This is a genomic window from Hymenobacter aquaticus (genome assembly GCF_004765605.1).
GTDB lineage: Bacteria > Bacteroidota > Bacteroidia > Cytophagales > Hymenobacteraceae > Hymenobacter > Hymenobacter aquaticus.
Genome location: NZ_SRLC01000001.1, coordinates 2,227,697 through 2,243,117 on the forward strand (window position 1 = coordinate 2,227,697; position 15,421 = coordinate 2,243,117).

A 15,421-nucleotide genomic window follows, 5' to 3' on the forward strand; every position below is an offset into this window, starting at 1 on the left:
TAACGCGCCTATTCGGTTTCGACCAGCGCGGCTGTGGCGCCTACCAGCGGGCGCGGGCGAATGATGAACGCCCCTTGCCGGGTAACATCATGCGTCTGAAAGCCAGCCGCTTGCAGCAAAGAATCCTGCCGGGCCACGTACCACGACTTGCAGGAAGAATCGAAAATAATCCGCGCTTTTTTGCCGAATAGCTGCGCTAAGTCGCTGGTTTTCACCCAGGCATTGCGCCGGAGCACCACCACGTCCACGGGCCGGGCCTGCCGGGCGCTATCGACCCGGCCCGCCACGAAAGCCAGCCGGATACCGCGCCACACGGCCACCGTAACGTGGGGCACGGGCTGGGCCGTGGGCACGGCGGCGCGCTGCCAGCCGGTATGATAGGTTACCTGCCGGGCCTCGCGCTGAATAATACCCGGCACGATACGGTACGTCCGCTCGGTTTCGGACAGCGGCAGCGAGTCGACGGTGACGATGTGCGCCACGGCCCCCTGCCAGAATCCGCACACCGAGCGGCGCGGAATGCTGTAGACAACCAGCTGTTCGTCGGTGGTGAGGGCGTGGGCCGCCCACACGTTGCTGCCGGCACACAGGGCCGCCAGGCAACAAGCCAGGCCCAGCCAGGGCAGGCGCTTCACGGCCAGAAAGGTGAGCAGCGCCAGAATAATGGCAAACAGCAGCCAGACCTGAAGCGTGGTTACGTGCACGTCGCGGATCAGGGCGCTGGGCATGGTGCGGCCAATCCAGAAGATGTATTCGTTGAAGGCCAGAATCATCTTTTCAAACACCCAGGCAATGCTTTTGGGCAGCCACTCCAGCCAGGCCAGCAACGTGGCCGGCACAAACAGCCCGCACAAGGCCACCACCGCCTTGGCGACCAGCAACACGAGGCCCACATAGACGGCCAGCGAGGAAATGGGTACCGCCACGAGGTTGGAAGCCAGGAAGCTGAGCGGAAACTGGTGGAAATAGTACAGCCCCAGGGGAAAGGTAGCTACCTGGGCCGCCAACGACAGGGCCGTAGCCTGCCAGATCCAGTCGGCCAGCCAGCCGACCTTGCGCCAGAGCCACTGCACCAGCTTCGGTTGCCAGGGCCGGATGCGGGCGGCGGCCTGGTCGTTGAAATCGAGCAAAGCCGCAATCTGCGGTTGCAGGTACACGATGCTGAGCACGGCCAGAAAGGACAGCTGAAAGCCCACGTCGGCCAGCAGGTACGGGTCGTAGCAGAGCAGGCAGAAGGCGGCCACGGCCAGCGTATTGTACATAGTGCTCTGCCGCCCGGTGGCCCGGGCCAGAATAATAAAGGTGAACATCACGGCCGCCCGCAGCACCGAGGCCGAGAGGCCCGTCAGGAAGGCGTAGCTCCAGATGGTCGCCAGGCCCAGCGCCGCCGTGGTAAGCTGAAACAAGGGCCCGCGCCGGCCCGGCAGCCGCCCCAGCAGCCACGTCACGGCCCCAAACAGCAGGCCCACCTGCAACCCCGACACGGCCATGATGTGCGTGGTGCCGGTGTCGGCGTAGGCCTGCTTGGTATCCTGGTCCACATCGTCCTTGATGCCCAGCACCAGGGCCGACGCCAGGGCATACTCGCGCTTCTGCCGCACGTACTGCCGAAAAACACCGTCCAAAACCCGCGCGGCCCGCATGCTCACGGCTATCAGGGTCGAGGGTGGCTGAAACGCAATCTGCCGGTATTGGTCGGCGTGAATGAACTGCTGGTGGTAAATCTGGTGGTAGCTCAGGTAGCGGCGGTAGTCGAACTCACCGGGGTTGAGCGGGGCCTTGGCCGGGGCCGGACCGCCGCGCACCAGCCACACGTCGCCGTAGCGGGGCGCGGCCACGCCCGAGTCGCGGGGCACCGACACGCGGATGCCGCCCAACGCCGCCCGCCACCGGCCCGAAATGCGCACGGCCGATACCCGCACGGTAGTAGCGTAGGTGGCGGGCCGGGCCACGGTGTAGTCGTCGACCACGGCCCGGTAAAACTCGATGGGCCCGGAAAGCTGGCTCAGGTGCTCGGCCTGGCGTTTTTCGGTGGCTTGCTGGGTCAGCGTGAGGCCGGCCCCAAACAGGCAAAGCATGGCCAGCAAGCCGGCCGCGTCCGTCGGGCCGGGGGTGGGCTGGCGGCTGGCCCAGGTTTGCACGGCCATAAACAGCAGGGTGAAACCCGCCAGGGCCCAGCGCAAATCGGGCAGGGCAGCCCCGAAGTACAGGTACGTTAATATCCCGGCCGCCAAAGCCAGAAACAGCCGCACAAACGCGTAGGGAGCCCACCGTATCATCTATTCACCTTGATAAAATACCCTAAACCACTCTAGCTAACTGCCGGGTAAGCTGCACAAAATCTGGCACAAAACCGCGCTTCCGTGACCAAACAAGCAGCAAAAAGCCCTTCCTCCCGGCTCGGCGGAAGAAAGGGCTTCTGAGGGTACACAGCCCGGTGGCGGCGTCTACAAGGGCTTTTGCCACTCCATTTTAAAGTGCTCAATGTCGCACTCCGTGAACTGCTCCCCGACTTTCACGAAGCCGTGCCGCTCGTAGAACGGAATGGCGCGCAGCTGGGCGTTCAGGTACACGGTGGCGTTGGGATGAGCATCCCGCACATCTTCCAGCACCCGCTTCAGCAGGGCACTACCGACGGCCTGGTTGCGAAAAGCGGCCAGCACGGCGAAGCGCTCCAGCTTGACGCCATTCTCGGTGACGCGCCAGCGGGCGGCTCCGCAGGGCGTGCCGTCGGCAGCACGAGCCAAGTAGTGGCGCGCGTCGGTGCGGTCGTGCACGTCGTATTCGGCCTCGGCCGGCACGCCCTGCTCGTGCACAAACACGGTTTCGCGGATAGTAAAGGCGGCGTCGAGGTCACGCAGGTCGGAAACGGGCTCAGCAGTAATCATAGGGGTAAAAAGCCTGGAGCAGGCGGAAGTGGAAGTACAAAGTAAAGCCGGCGGCTCTAAACCAAAAGAACCACCGACGGGGCCGGTGGTTCTTGTAGCGGTTCAGATCAACAGCTTAGAGCTGCTGCTCGTGGTTTACCGGCAGGTTGCTCATGCCGTCGTTTTCGGGCCGGGCGTCGGGGTGCTTGGCCGGGTCGGGGGCCTGCGCGGGGTTGGAGGAGCGGTAGGGCCGGGCCTCGCGCACGGGTCGGTTGGCCTGGTCGCGCTGCTCGTTGGCGTCGTGCCGGTCGTAGGCCACCACGATTTCCTTCACCAGGCGGTGGCGTACCACGTCGTCGGCGTTCATTTCCACGAAGCCGATGCCGCGCACGTCCTTCAGAATGTCCAGGGCCTGCATCAAGCCCGATTTCTGCTTGGTGGGCAGGTCAATCTGGCTCCGGTCGCCGTTCACCATCACCTTGGCCATGGGGCCCATGCGGGTCAGGAACATCTTCAGCTGGGAGGGCGTCGTGTTCTGGGCCTCATCCAGCAGCACGAAGGCGTTGTTGAGCGTGCGGCCGCGCATGTAGGCCAGCGGGGCAATTTCGATGATCTTGTTTTCCTGGTAGAATTTCAGCTTTTCAGCCGGAATCATGTCTTCCAGGGCATCGTAAATCGGCCGCAGGTAGGGGTCGACCTTCTCCTTCATGTCGCCGGGCAAAAAGCCCAGGCTTTCGCCGGCTTCCACCACGGGGCGCGAAATGATGATTTTCTTGACCTCCTTGTTTTTCAGGGCCCGCACGGCCAGCGCCACCGAAATATAGGTTTTGCCGGTACCGGCCGGCCCGAGGGCAAACACGAGGTCATTCTTCATGACGGCGTCTACCAGCTTCTGCTGGTTAGGCGTTTTGGCCTTGATAACCCCGCCTTTGGCTCCGAACACGATAACGTCGGCCGGCGAGGTCATGGCAATCTGCCGCTCCTCCAGCTCGTCATCGGCGGAGGCTAGGTATTGGGAAACGGTTCTGTCGGTGATTTGCCCGAATTGGTGGTAATGTTCGATCAGGGACGACAGGATTTCATTGATCCTGGCAATTACGGGCGTCTGCCCCTGAATCTTAATTTCGTTGCCTCGCGAAATGATCTTGCTGCCGGGAAAGGCCGCGGCCAGCTGGCGGATGTTCTGATTGTCGGGTCCGAGGAAGTCGACAAGAGAGACGTTTTCGAGCGTGATGATTTTCTCGACCAAACTGTAGGTGCTTTTAAGCTGAGAGAGTTAGAGAATACTACCGGCGAAAGGGACGCTGATTCCGGCCAAATCGCCTACTTTTGCCGCCCCTAGAGCAGGGTAAACAATAGTACGAAGAACTGAGAAATTCCGGCATGGGGCTGATTACGTTTCTGTCCGACTTTGGCTACCGCGACCATTACGTGGCCGCGGTGAAAGCCCGGATTATGCGGCTGGCGCCCACCCAACCGGTTCTGGACATCAGCCACGCTGTCGAACCCTTTAACATCGCGCACGCCCTACACGTTCTCGATTCGGTATTTCGGGACTTCCCGAAGGGCACGGTGCACCTCGTTGGCGTCAATGACCACGGCGGCAGCAAGGGCAGCTGGCAAGCCGCCCTGTTTGAGGACCACTACTTCGTGGCGGCCAACAACGGCCTGCTGACCCTGCTCACCGACGGCAAGCCCGAGGAGCTGGTGCAGATTCCGGCGGCGGCCACCGCCTCCCCCACCCGCGACATTCTGGCCCCGGCCGCCGTGCACCTGGCCCAGGGCGGCCTGCTCGCCGATCTGGGCCCGGCGGCCCATGACTCGTACCAGCTGCTGAACCGACAGCTGCGCCTGCAGGACAACCGCATTACCGGCCACGTCATTCACGTGGACCACTACGGCAACCTGATTACCAACATCAGCCGCACGGCGCTGGAAGTTATTGGCCGCGGCCGGCCCTGCACCATTCACTTTGCCCGCGAAACCGTGCGCGAGGTGGCCGCCCACTTTCAGGCCGCCGACCCCGGCGACGCGGTGTGCATTTTCAACAGCCAGGACCGGCTGTGCATCGGCGTCAACCAGGGCAACGCCGCCGAGCTGCTCGGGCTCTACTTCGATTCGCAGGTGGACATTCGCTTCCCGGTGGAAGGGTAAGCAACTGGCGGCGGCTATTAAAAACCGGCTTCAACTGGTTTAAACGAACTTTCTTGGCTTGTTTATTTATTATGTTAAGTATTGATAGTCATTCTGTCAGTGCTCCTTTTTCTACTTTCGCCCCCAGCAGATGCTGACTCGTATCGTGCGCATGACTTTCCAGCCGGAAAAAGTAGCCGATTTCCTGGCCATATTTCAAGACTCGGAAAATAAAATCCGGAATATGCCCGGCTGCCGGCACTTGGAGCTCTGGCAGGACGCCGACCTGCCCCATGTGTACTGCACCCACAGCCGCTGGGACTCGGCCACCGACCTAAACAATTACCGCCATTCGGCCTTATTTGGGCAGGTGTGGCCGGCAACGAAGGCGTTGTTTGCGGCTCCGCCCCTGGCTTTCTCCGTATACCCGGCGGGCCAGGACTCATCCTCTCCTGCCCTCCCGACCACCTAATGCGTACTGACTACTTCGAATTTTACGGCCTACCGGAAACCTTCCAGCCCGACGCGGCGGCCCTGAAAAGCAAATACTACGCGCTGAGCCGCGAATATCACCCCGATTTTCACGCCACGGCCAGCCCCGAGCGGCAGCAGGAAATTCTGCAGCTGGCCACGGTGAACACCAATGCCTACCGCACCCTCACCGACCCCGACCTGCGCATGGCCTATATCCTGGGCCGCCACGGTTTGCTGGAAGAAGGCAAGCAGGAGCTGCCCCCGGATTTTCTGATGGAGGTGATGGACCTGAACGAGCAGCTAATGGAGCTGGAGTTTGAGCCCGACCCGGCCATCGTGCAGCGCGTAACCCAGGAAACCCAAGACCTGACCGCCACCCTCGACGCGGGCATTGCGTCGGTTCTGGCTGGCTATGAGGGCTTACCGGTGGACGTGCGCCCCCAGGCCTTACAACAAATCCGCACGTATTATCTCAAAAAGCGGTATTTGTTGCGTATTCACGAAAGTCTCGCTAAGTTTGCAACCCGTTCCTGAGTTGAGGGAACGAGTGAAGCCCAGATGGCGGAATCGGTAGACGCGTCGGTCTCAAACACCGATATCGAAAGATGTGCCGGTTCGACCCCGGCTCTGGGTACCAAGAGTACAAATTGAAAAAGCCTGAAAAGCTGCACATCTGGTGACAGAAGCAGTTTTTCAGGCTTTTTGCCTTCCATACCCTCGGGTATGATTTACTATCGTAGCCAAACCTCCCTATAGCCGCACGGTGTACTGCTTCCAGAGCACTTGGGCGGTTTTGTTAGGGGCGTGCTGGGCGTAGTCGGGCAGGGAGGCGAGAGAAACCGTGTCCGAGGGCGGGTTGACGATGTCGTTCTCATTCATAATGATGCAGCGGCCCTCGCACCGCTCGATGAGCTCACTGAGCAGCGGGCTGTTGGGCATCGTTGTTTTCCACCGCGACGAGATGCGCGTGCGGTCCAGCGTTACCATCGTGGTCAGACTGGGGTTGCTCATCAGCTTGATACCCTTGTCCAGGGGAGTGCCGTTGTAGCTCAGGTGATGACTCACCTTGTAGAAAACGGTGCGGTTGAGCAGGTCTTCCACGAAGTGTTTTCCGTTGGGGCCGGCGCCGGCCCACTTTTCTATCATGTGCCAGCTTTCCCAGCTGCCGTACTCAGCGTCGCCGGGTAGCAGGAGTACCTTGCCGTTTTTGCCCGTTTCGATGGCCAGTGCCAGGCTGGTGTTGTTGATGTGCGAGTTTAGCCGAATGGCCAGTGAACCGGCCGTATACAGCCACTCGTTTTCAATCTGCCGCCATTTTTCGTCGTCGGCATCTTCTTGGCCGCTCTCTTGTACGCCGTTGTATGCGTTGAGCAGCGTTCTGACCTTTTTCAGGTACTCCTGCATATTGTCGGCGGCTTTCTTGATGTCGGCGTTGGTCAGCGCCTTTTCGTCGACTACGTATTCCCGCCCGAAAGGCAAGTCGGCATATGCCTCGTCGGAGTTCAGGTTGGCAAAGGTGTTCATGGCCAAAATACCTTCCCCAATGGAGAAATGCCGCTTGTGGACGTCTTTTCCTTCGCGCCCGTCCTTATAGATGTATTTCTTGTCGAGTGGGGGACCGAGCACGTGAAACTTGACGTCGGGGAGTTGCGGAAACGACAGCGAGGTGCCCGGGCTCAGGTAGCGCACCACGGTATCCGGATTGTTCGTGACCAGCTTCTTGATGGATACCATGCCGGCCAAGGGCTTACCGGGCGGGCTTCCTTTCTCGTCGAGGTTGATTTCTCCCAAGGTTTCCAGCCCCATAAACAGGGATTCCAGGGCCGCTAGGGCCTGCGTATTCTCTTTTTCAATGGCCTTCCGGTTATCGTCGACCTTGTTCAGGGCTTTCTGAAAGCCTTCCCGCATCCGCAGCCGCTTATGCTGCAGATCCTGGGCCGTCCCACTGGGGTCTTTCGGATTTTCCGTCCAGGCAAACCACGCCTGCCGGATCTTCAGCTGCTCGAAAATGTCGGCGCACTTAGCAAAGCCATTGACGTGGTCCTGGTGCTCGTGCGTGACGACCAGCAAGTCGATAACGCCTCCCTCCCACCGCTCTGGGTCGCTGGTGTTTTTACCCTCCGGCTCCGCGTCATGTTTGATCCACGTCGCCAGGTTTTCCACGTACGGGCGAAAGTCGTTGGCGTCGCCGACGCAGCTGCCGCAGTCTATCATCATGGTGAAGATGCGCTCCGGGCCGGCGTAGAATTTCAGGCCAAAACAGTCGCCGGTACCCATGCAATACATGCGAATTTCAACCCGCGTGGGCTTTTTCGGGAGCAGAATTTCTCCTTCTGCCAACTCCTGGGCCATGCGGGCGGCGGTAGCTGAATTATGAGCCATGATGCGGTACGGATTAGTGCTGGTGCAGGAAAGCAAAAGGCTCGCTGAGGCAGTGCAGCTGCTCGCCAAAGTAGAGCGAATACGCATTATGGTCGCGGCCTACCTGCCCGTATTGGTATTGATACTGGCGCACTACCCGGGCCACGTCAATTTTGAGCTCGATCTGGGGAACACGCCGGGCCATCTGGTCTTCCAGGTCCTGGCGGGCGATAAGCGGCTTCGACACGGCATACTTCAGCTTTTGCGTGTCCAGGTCGAAAATAAGGGTACAGCCGCCCCGAAACTCCATGGCCTGTATCCCGGGCGAGACATCAACCGAGGGCTTGGTCAGATCATAATAGCCCTCGATGCTGGGGGCCGCGGCCGTTCGTTGTCCGTTGCTGTCGTACGAGACCATCCGGATCAGCACCCCGCTGCGCTGGGTCAGGGAGAATACCACGTGGTTGATTTGGGTGCCGTCGGGCCCGATGCGGTTCACGAGGCGCAGGTTTTGGATCTGGAAAGACGGGCCGGTGTACCCTTCGCTGTTGGTCGTATGCACCCCCACGTCGAGGGGGTTGGCGGTGAAGACCAGGCCCGTGAGGCGGGAGAAGTGCATGGAAGCCCCAAACTTGGATTTGATGCGCGCGTGCAGGCCGGTCATCTCACTGGTTTCCATCTGCTTGGAATACGCCCCGGCAATATATTTACGGGTTACGTCGTAAATGTCGCCGCGGTCTTTCACGTACTGAATCTCGTTGGCGTAGTCGCGCAGGAAGTTGTTAATCGTGGTCAGCAGCTCGTGCGTGTCTTTGTCGACCTCGAAGGTGTGCGTGTCGCCGGTGCTGTCCATCTGCACGATTTTGCTTTCACCATTTTGGTCGGGCCGCGGCTTGTCGACTCCCAAGTTCCAGAGCTTATACTGCAGGCTTTCCACGCTCAGGGTCTTGATGCCCGTGGGGTAGATGCCGCGCCGGCGAAAAGCGTCGATAAAGGCCAAGCGGTAATCTTGCTCATCGTCGCGTACCAGGTCCACGTCGGCCGTAATGATGGCGCGTAGGTACTCCCCGAAGGTAATATCCACCGGCGGACAATAGTCCAGGGCCCGGATACACATGTTCAGCACATGGTTGGCCGACTTGGCAGCCTCATTCGCCAGGCGGTTTACCAGGTCGGGGTGCAGATTGCCCTGGGGCAGCACCCCGGTGCCGCCCGAGGCAATGCGCAGCAGGTCGGCAATGCGGTTTTTGTAGATTGAGAGGAAGGCTTCGAACACCGCCGCCACCAGGATGCTGCCCCGCGCGTGCGGCTCCTGCACCAGGCGGTAGTCGTCGCCGTTGGGCTCCTTGGGCCGCCATTTGCCGGTTTCCGGGTCCCGCTCGCCAATGGCGTCGCGCAGGCTGCCGTAGCCGCCGATGGCCGAGCCAAACTGCTGCGCCAGCTCGCCCAGCAGATTCTGCGACGATAGGTCGCCGCGGGTGCGGGCAATCTGGTGCTTGAGCACTTCGGGAAAGGTAAAGTGCTGAAACAGGGCCACGATGTCGGCAAAGGCTTCGTGAAATGCCAGCACGTCGGGGTTCGAGGCCTCGTTATAGTAGTAGTGCATGCCGTCGAGCAGGGCGTGGGTCAGCTCGTGGGCAATGATGTCGTGGCTCAGGCAGGTAAACACCAGCGAATCGGGCATGAGCATGGTTTCGTCGGCCGGCGCAGACGAGAAATAGCCAAAGAGTAAGGCTTTTTTCAAGGGGCTGTAAAAGGCATTGGCGTCGCGCAGGGCGTGCGGATACACCCGCAGCCGCCGCACAAAGCCCTCGTACTGCTTGCCGCCAATGGTGCGGCGCGCACTCCAGAGCACCTTGCGGCCCAGCGCATTTTCGAAGTTCTTGATGGTTGTCATGGCCACCGCGTACACCATCTGCTGGTGAAACTGCGGGTTGCTTTCACTGGGCTCCAGCCCATCCTGGGCCACGATGTACCGGTCGCGTAGGTCTACGGGCTTGTAGAAGCGCTTTACGGTCGGGTCGTAGTCAATCACCTCCAGGTACTCGCCTACCGGGCCGGGCTCCAGGTGCTCCCAGTCGAGCTTATAGGTGATGTTGTTGATGTCGACCGTGTCCATGCGCAACGACAGGGATGGGTCGAAGCTGTAGGCCCGCAGCTTGCGGAAGGCGGGGCGCTTGGTCAGGTTGATATGGTTGGTCGACATACAATAGAGTAGTTGAGGAAGTAGTCAGGCCAGAACCGGGGCCGGGCTGGAAACTTGGAGCAAGTGCGGGCAATAGAGCTTTACCTGCAGCTCCGTGAGGTTTTCGCCCTGCCGGATCAGCCCCTCGAGCTGAGCGTCGGTTAAGGGCGTCAGGTTGGTGGGCGTGGTGCGGGCAATGTTCCAGGCCGCGTCGGTCAGGTCGCGGGCGGCCAGCTCGGCATAGCCTATTTGCTGCTCGGTGCGCTCAATCAGCCAGGCGCGGACCTGTTCGGCCTGTCCGGGCTGGCGGTAGCGCTCCAGCACTTCCTGCCACCCTTGTGAGTCGAAGCCGTGGGCTAGCAGCACCTCGGGCAGCACGTCGCCCCGCAGGCAGTTATCCACGAAGCCCGGGATGCAGTTGGCCAGCCGCCAGCCCAACGACAGGAAGGCAATCGGCCGGTCGGCCAGCTCCACGTTGCGGTAGAGGTTGACGCTCATCTGCACGTTCTTGATGCGGTTCATGAACAAATCCACGGTGCGGACCAGCACCCCGATGGTGTTGGTGTAGGCCTCGTCGTCGGGCAGTCCGGCCCCGGCGTCGGAGCTGATAACGGTGCGGCACTCGTAGCCGCTGCCGGGCTGGGTTATCTTCTGAATTCCCTGGTTATCATACACGCCGCCGTCGATGAGCTGGGGCACCACCTCGGAATTCCGCGTCGGCTGCTGGAAAAAGGTTCGGGCGATGCGTACTGGGGTAAAGGCAAACGGGACGCAGGAAGAAGCCATAACGGCCCGGGCCACCGGAAACCCGGTGGTCACGAAGCGCACCGGCGGCAGGCCATAGTGGTAAGTGTGGCTGCGCACTGCCGTGTAGGCCGAGTCGCCCATGCGCGTTTGCGAAAACGTGAAGGGCCGCCCCGTCTGCAGATTCGACGAGCCAATGGCCATCAAAGGCCGCGCGGGCAGCTGGGCCAAGGTGGCGCCCTGAAAAAAGAACTGGTCGTAGGCCCGCTCGATTTCCTGGCTGATCGGGAACAGCGCGAACTGGTAGCGGAGCAGCACGGCCACTAAGCCCGCCAGCACCAGCACCGCCCAGGGTGCGTACCGACTAAACAGCAGCCACCCCGCCGCCACCAGAAAAGCGGCGACGACGGCCAAGCCGCGGATAAACCAGGCCGAGCGTAGCACGTACCCAATCACGCTTTTCTGCCGGAGGGCGGCGTGCATCCGCGCGTGAAACGCGGGGTAATCGGTTTGGCCATTCAGGCAGTAAGCCGCCCCCGTGATGGAGCCGCCGGAAATGGTCGACAGCACCTCTACGTGCGGCAGAATGCCCAGCTCGTGCAACTTGCGGAGGGTGCCCAGGTGGAAAGCGGCCGCCCGGTAGCCGCCCCCCGACAGGGCCAGCCCCAGGGCATGAGGGTAGTTGGAGGTAGTCGTCATACGAGCGGAAATGAACCTGTGACGGAGGCTGACTTCGGACAAGATCCGGAGGCTAATTTGCGTATCCTGCTGCTAGTAAACATCAGTACTACCACTGTATTACCCGGCAAATGCCCGCCCAGAGCACGCAACGGCCACCGGGCGCGGAAAACTGGCGTTGAAACAGCAGAAAGGGTTTCCCGCTTCCGCCGGGTAGCCGTATATTTGAAGGATATAGCCTCTTGAATTTTTGCTTTTTGGCGGCAGGAGGAGCTAGTCTGTTATCCTGCTTTCTTGTTTACATCTGTGTGCTTACCCATTTCGTGACCCATTCCGTCGTCACAGCCACCGCTGCTGCTTCGCCTTTGCGTATTGCGTTTGTTAGTTCCTGCTCCGGCGAATGGGGAGGCAGTGAAGAACTGTGGTCCGGCACGGCGCTGCTGCTGGCCCGGGCAGGCCATACGGTGCGGGCCTTCAAAACCAATGTGAATGCCAACCACCCTCGCCTGGTAGCCCTGCGCGTGGCCGGCTGCCCCATTACCGACCTTACGCCGGCCGTGACGCTACGCAAGCGCATCACCAACCGGCTGCTGCCCTACCGCCGGCAGTATACCTGGCGCAAAATCAGCCAGCAGCTGCTCACGCGGGGCCTGCGCGCCCTGGAGCCCCAGCTCACCGTTATTTCGCAGGGCTCCAACTACGACGGGTTTGTGCTGGCCGACGTGTGCCGCAGCATGGGCCTGCCCTACGTGCTGTTGTCGCAGAAAGCCATTGACTTTTTTCTACCCCCCGACCTGGAACGGGGCCTGGTGCAGGAAATCTACCGGCTGGCCCAGCGGTGCTACTTCGTGTCGCGCCACAACCTGGAGCTGACGGAGCTGCAGCTGGGTATGCGGCTGCCGGAGGCGGAGGTGGTCTGGAACCCCTACAACGTACCCTTCGCGGGAGAACTGGCGTGGCCCGCTCCTACTGCTACCGAGGTGGTGCAGCTGGCATGCGTGGCCCGCCTGCACGTGCCCGACAAAGGCCAGGATCTGCTTTTGCAGGTGCTGGCGCAGCCGAAGTGGCGGCAACGGGCCGTGCACGTTACCCTGTTCGGGGATGGCCCGGATGAGGCCGCTATTCAGGAGATGATTGCCTTTCTGAACTTGCAGGACAAGGTGAGCTTCGGCGGCCATACCTCCGACGTGGCGGGCATCTGGCGCAGCCACCACGCGCTGATATTGCCCTCCCGCCACGAGGGCCTGCCCCTGGCTTTGGTCGAGGCCATGCTGTCGGGGCGGCCCACTATTGCGGCCAATGCCGGCGGCATCGCCGAGCTGCTGACCGACGAAGTAACCGGGTTTCTGGCCGCCGCCGCTACCGTGCCGGCCCTCGATGAAGCCCTGGAGCGGGCCTGGGCAGCCCGGGCAGCTTGGCCGCAGCTCGGAGCCGAGGCCGCCCGGCAGGCCCGGGCCTCTGTGCCGATAGATGCCCCGCGGCTGCTGGCGCAGAAACTGCTGAATCTGGTGGCCGTTAGCGCCAGCTAGGCCAGGCGGCTCATTACTTTGCGCACAACCAGCGAGCCGGCCCAACCAAAGAGGTACACGGTTTGCCAGAAGCGCAGACCGAATAGCAGCAGGTGCAAGGCCAGCACCCACCCATCGATGGGGTGGCGCAGGCTCAGGACCAGCACGAAGGCCAGGGGGTAGAACACCTCGTAGTACTCGCCCAGCAGGATGCGGGAATTGGGCTGGAGCACCCGGGGCGGACTGCTCCAGAGGCGCCACTTAAAGGCTTCCATGGCGGCATACACGCCCAGCAGCAGCACCGGCCAGATCTGCTGGCTCAGCACCAGCATGGTGCCAAAGGCCAGCACTTCAATTGGAAACACCACGTATTGCCCGAAACGCTGGGCAAAGCGGGTGCCACGCAAGCTCACCCAGGTACTGACGCCGGCCTGCGCATCGGCCTCCACGTCGTCGAGCTGGTGCAGCAAGATGTTCCGGATGCCGCAGGCCAGGGCCCACACGCCCACGGCGGCATACCACAGGCCCGGCAGCGGATGGCTGGTCCAGGCCGAAACCAGGGAAACGGTGAGCAGCTGGGGAAACAGGTGGGAGCCCGAGGCATCGGACAGAACCCCGGCCAGGCCCCGCTTTTTCAGCCGGATGGGGGGCAGGGAATAACAGGAAAACGCCACCCACGAGCCCAGGTACAGCATGCCACTGAGCGGGCTGGTGTGCCAGAAGTACACGCCCAGCACCAAGCCCGTGCCCAGGCAGAGCACCAGCAGCGCCATCGGGAAAACGGTGGGCTTGTTGGCCACCCGGTTGTATTTACCGCCGGCCTGGTCGTCGGCCTGGTCAGTCCAGTCGTTGATGACGCTGACGTAGGTGGCCCCCACCGTGAGACTCAGCAGCAGCAGCAGCAGCTTGGGCAGCAAAGGCCACACCGTTACGCCGGCCAGGCAGGCAGAAGCGTAAAACGTAGCCAGAACCGGCGAAAACTTGCAACTCCACCAATCCTGCACCCGGGCTATTTCAGCTAACTGACCACTGAAACCCAAGGCAGCCGGAGCTTGTACTCGTGCCATTGTACTAAATTGTAGCTAAGATAAGAATGACGGACCGTTGCCGATAAGCCGCAGCTCTTTATTTTGTACAAAGTAAAGAAATAATTTACAATTATCGGCCACAACTCGACACTCTCACTTTAATTCTTCCTAAAATAATACGTAAGATTGCGCCCTGTATTTGTAGAGCACAATACTTCTGGCAGAAGTTCAAAACGCCTTAGCCCCCTGTTTCGCCCGCCTACCGGCTAAGCTGCTTTTCTTATCTATTGTGCCTGATATCCGTCTCCGTTTTCTTAGTTCTTCCCTGCCGTATCATGCAACCTGAACCGCTTCCCTTGGCCCCCGTCGCTTCCGCGCCCTCCGACCTCAACCCGGCTATTGAGCGGGCTCTGACCTATCTGCACCGGCGCCAGCTGGCCGACGGGCAGTTTGCCGTGTATTGCGCCCTCGAGCTGCCCATGCAGGGCTGGCGCTACGCCGACAGCGCCGTGTTTCCCACGGCCCTGGTGGCGCATTGCCTGCTGCACGCCGAAAAGCAAAGCGCCCTGGCGGATGAAATGCTGAGCCAGGCCACCGAGTTTATGCGCAACCAGATGAACCACGGCGGCCTGTGGAATCATTTTACCAACCTGCACCACCTGCGCCACCTCTGCCCGCTCGACATCGACGACACGGCCTGCGTGTCGGCGGTGCTGCGGGCGCGGGGCGTTGCCTGCCCGGTCCCGACCAACGTGCCGCTGATTTTGGCCAACCGCAACGACGAGGGGCTGTTTTACTCCTGGTTTCTGCTGCGCCTGCGCTGGGTGCCCAACCGCACGTTCTGGCGGGTGGCGGCCCGCGAGCTGCTGCACCCGGTGAAAAGCCTGCTGTTCTGGCGCGGGGTGGAAGCCAGCCGCAACGACGTGGATGGCGTGGTCAACGCCAATGCCCTGTATTACCTGGGCGACATTCCCGAGACGCAGCCGGTTATTGCCTTCCTGCTGCGCATCATTGCCCAAAAGCAGGAAGGCACCTGCGACCTGTGGTACCTCGACCCGTTTTTCGTGTACTACTCGTTCACGCGCTGCTACCACGCCGGCATCACGCAGCTGGAGCCCATGCGCCAGCCCATCATCGACCGGATTCTGGCCCAGGCCAAACCCGACGGCCGCCTGGGCGAAACCCTGGCCGATACCGCCTGGGCCGTGTGCAGCCTGCTGAACCTGGGCAGCTACCCGGCCGAGCTGGTCCCGGCCGTGCGCTACATTCAGCAAACCCAGGGCGAGCATGGCGAGTGGCCCCGCTGGCTGCTCTACTACGGCGGCCCCAAGCGCCTGCTGGGCTGGGGCTCGGAGGAACTCACTACGGCCTTCTGCCTCGAAGCCCTGGTGCGCTACCAGGCGCTGGCCGGCGGAACTAACGAACCGAAATAGAGTTACGCCA

General features: G+C 61.4%; 12 protein-coding genes and 1 tRNA gene. 6 read left to right on the forward strand and 7 right to left on the reverse strand.

The features are described 5' to 3' along the window. Nucleotides 1-8: 8 nt before the first annotated feature. The 3 genes from E5K00_RS09165 to E5K00_RS09175 all read right to left on the reverse strand — a co-directional run bounded on the left by E5K00_RS09165 (nt 9) and on the right by E5K00_RS09175 (nt 4,116). A complete protein-coding gene (locus E5K00_RS09165) occupies nt 9-2,279 on the reverse strand; it encodes a ComEC/Rec2 family competence protein (protein WP_135462918.1) in 2,271 nt (756 codons plus the stop codon). Nucleotides 2,280-2,447: 168 nt separating this feature from the next. Beyond that, on the reverse strand, nt 2,448-2,888 hold the full coding sequence (locus E5K00_RS09170; protein WP_135462919.1) for a GNAT family N-acetyltransferase: 441 nt from the start codon (nt 2,886-2,888) through the stop codon (nt 2,448-2,450). Between the two features lie 115 nt (nt 2,889-3,003). Then, nucleotides 3,004-4,116 carry a PhoH family protein gene (locus E5K00_RS09175; RefSeq protein ID WP_135462920.1) on the reverse strand — a complete coding sequence of 371 codons (1,113 nt, stop codon included), beginning with the start codon at nt 4,114-4,116 and terminating at the stop codon, nt 3,004-3,006. Between the two features lie 134 nt (nt 4,117-4,250). Between E5K00_RS09175 and E5K00_RS09180 the strand changes: the two genes are divergently transcribed. The 4 genes from E5K00_RS09180 (at nt 4,251) to E5K00_RS09195 (ending at nt 6,111) form a co-directional block, all read left to right on the forward strand. Continuing rightward, a complete protein-coding gene (locus tag E5K00_RS09180) occupies nt 4,251-5,021 on the forward strand; it encodes an SAM hydrolase/SAM-dependent halogenase family protein (RefSeq protein WP_135462921.1) in 771 nt (256 codons plus the stop codon). Between the two features lie 130 nt (nt 5,022-5,151). Further along, on the forward strand, nt 5,152-5,472 hold the full coding sequence (locus E5K00_RS09185; protein ID WP_135462922.1) for a putative quinol monooxygenase: 321 nt from the start codon (nt 5,152-5,154) through the stop codon (nt 5,470-5,472). Then, complete coding sequence (gene hscB, locus E5K00_RS09190) at nt 5,472-6,008, forward strand: Fe-S protein assembly co-chaperone HscB (protein WP_135462923.1); 537 nt, start codon at nt 5,472-5,474, stop codon at nt 6,006-6,008. The genes E5K00_RS09185 and hscB overlap by 1 nt, the downstream gene beginning before the upstream one ends. 18 nt (nt 6,009-6,026) lie before the next feature. Next, a tRNA-Leu gene (locus tag E5K00_RS09195) sits at nt 6,027-6,111 on the forward strand. Nucleotides 6,112-6,224: 113 nt separating this feature from the next. Here E5K00_RS09195 and E5K00_RS09200 read toward each other — a convergent pair. Genes E5K00_RS09200 through E5K00_RS09210 form a run of 3 tightly spaced genes read right to left on the reverse strand, consistent with a single transcriptional unit; the run spans nt 6,225 to nt 11,463 of the window. Beyond that, the gene (locus tag E5K00_RS09200) at nt 6,225-7,856 is read right to left on the reverse strand and encodes a hypothetical protein (RefSeq protein WP_135462924.1); all 1,632 of its coding nucleotides are present in this window, start codon (nt 7,854-7,856) and stop codon (nt 6,225-6,227) included. A 13-nt stretch (nt 7,857-7,869) separates the two neighbouring features. Further along, nucleotides 7,870-10,041, reverse strand: a complete 2,172-nt coding sequence (locus E5K00_RS09205) for a gluzincin family metallopeptidase (RefSeq protein WP_135462925.1) — start codon at nt 10,039-10,041, stop codon at nt 7,870-7,872. Nucleotides 10,042-10,065: 24 nt separating this feature from the next. Then, on the reverse strand, nt 10,066-11,463 hold the full coding sequence (locus tag E5K00_RS09210; RefSeq protein ID WP_135462926.1) for a patatin-like phospholipase family protein: 1,398 nt from the start codon (nt 11,461-11,463) through the stop codon (nt 10,066-10,068). A 302-nt stretch (nt 11,464-11,765) separates the two neighbouring features. Here E5K00_RS09210 and E5K00_RS09215 point away from each other — a divergent pair, with 302 nt between their 5' ends. Next, the gene (locus tag E5K00_RS09215; RefSeq protein ID WP_167856817.1) at nt 11,766-12,971 is read left to right on the forward strand and encodes a glycosyltransferase family 4 protein; all 1,206 of its coding nucleotides are present in this window, start codon (nt 11,766-11,768) and stop codon (nt 12,969-12,971) included. Here the strand turns inward: E5K00_RS09215 and E5K00_RS09220 are convergent. Further along, a complete protein-coding gene (locus tag E5K00_RS09220; RefSeq protein WP_135462928.1) occupies nt 12,968-14,017 on the reverse strand; it encodes a UbiA family prenyltransferase in 1,050 nt (349 codons plus the stop codon). The two genes, E5K00_RS09215 and E5K00_RS09220, sit on opposite strands and share 4 nt — an antisense overlap. 296 nt (nt 14,018-14,313) lie before the next feature. Between E5K00_RS09220 and E5K00_RS09225 the strand changes: the two genes are divergently transcribed. Then, nucleotides 14,314-15,411: a prenyltransferase/squalene oxidase repeat-containing protein gene (locus E5K00_RS09225; protein WP_135462929.1), complete on the forward strand. Its 1,098-nt coding sequence runs from the start codon at nt 14,314-14,316 to the stop codon at nt 15,409-15,411. The last annotated feature ends 10 nt before the right edge of the window (nt 15,412-15,421 follow it).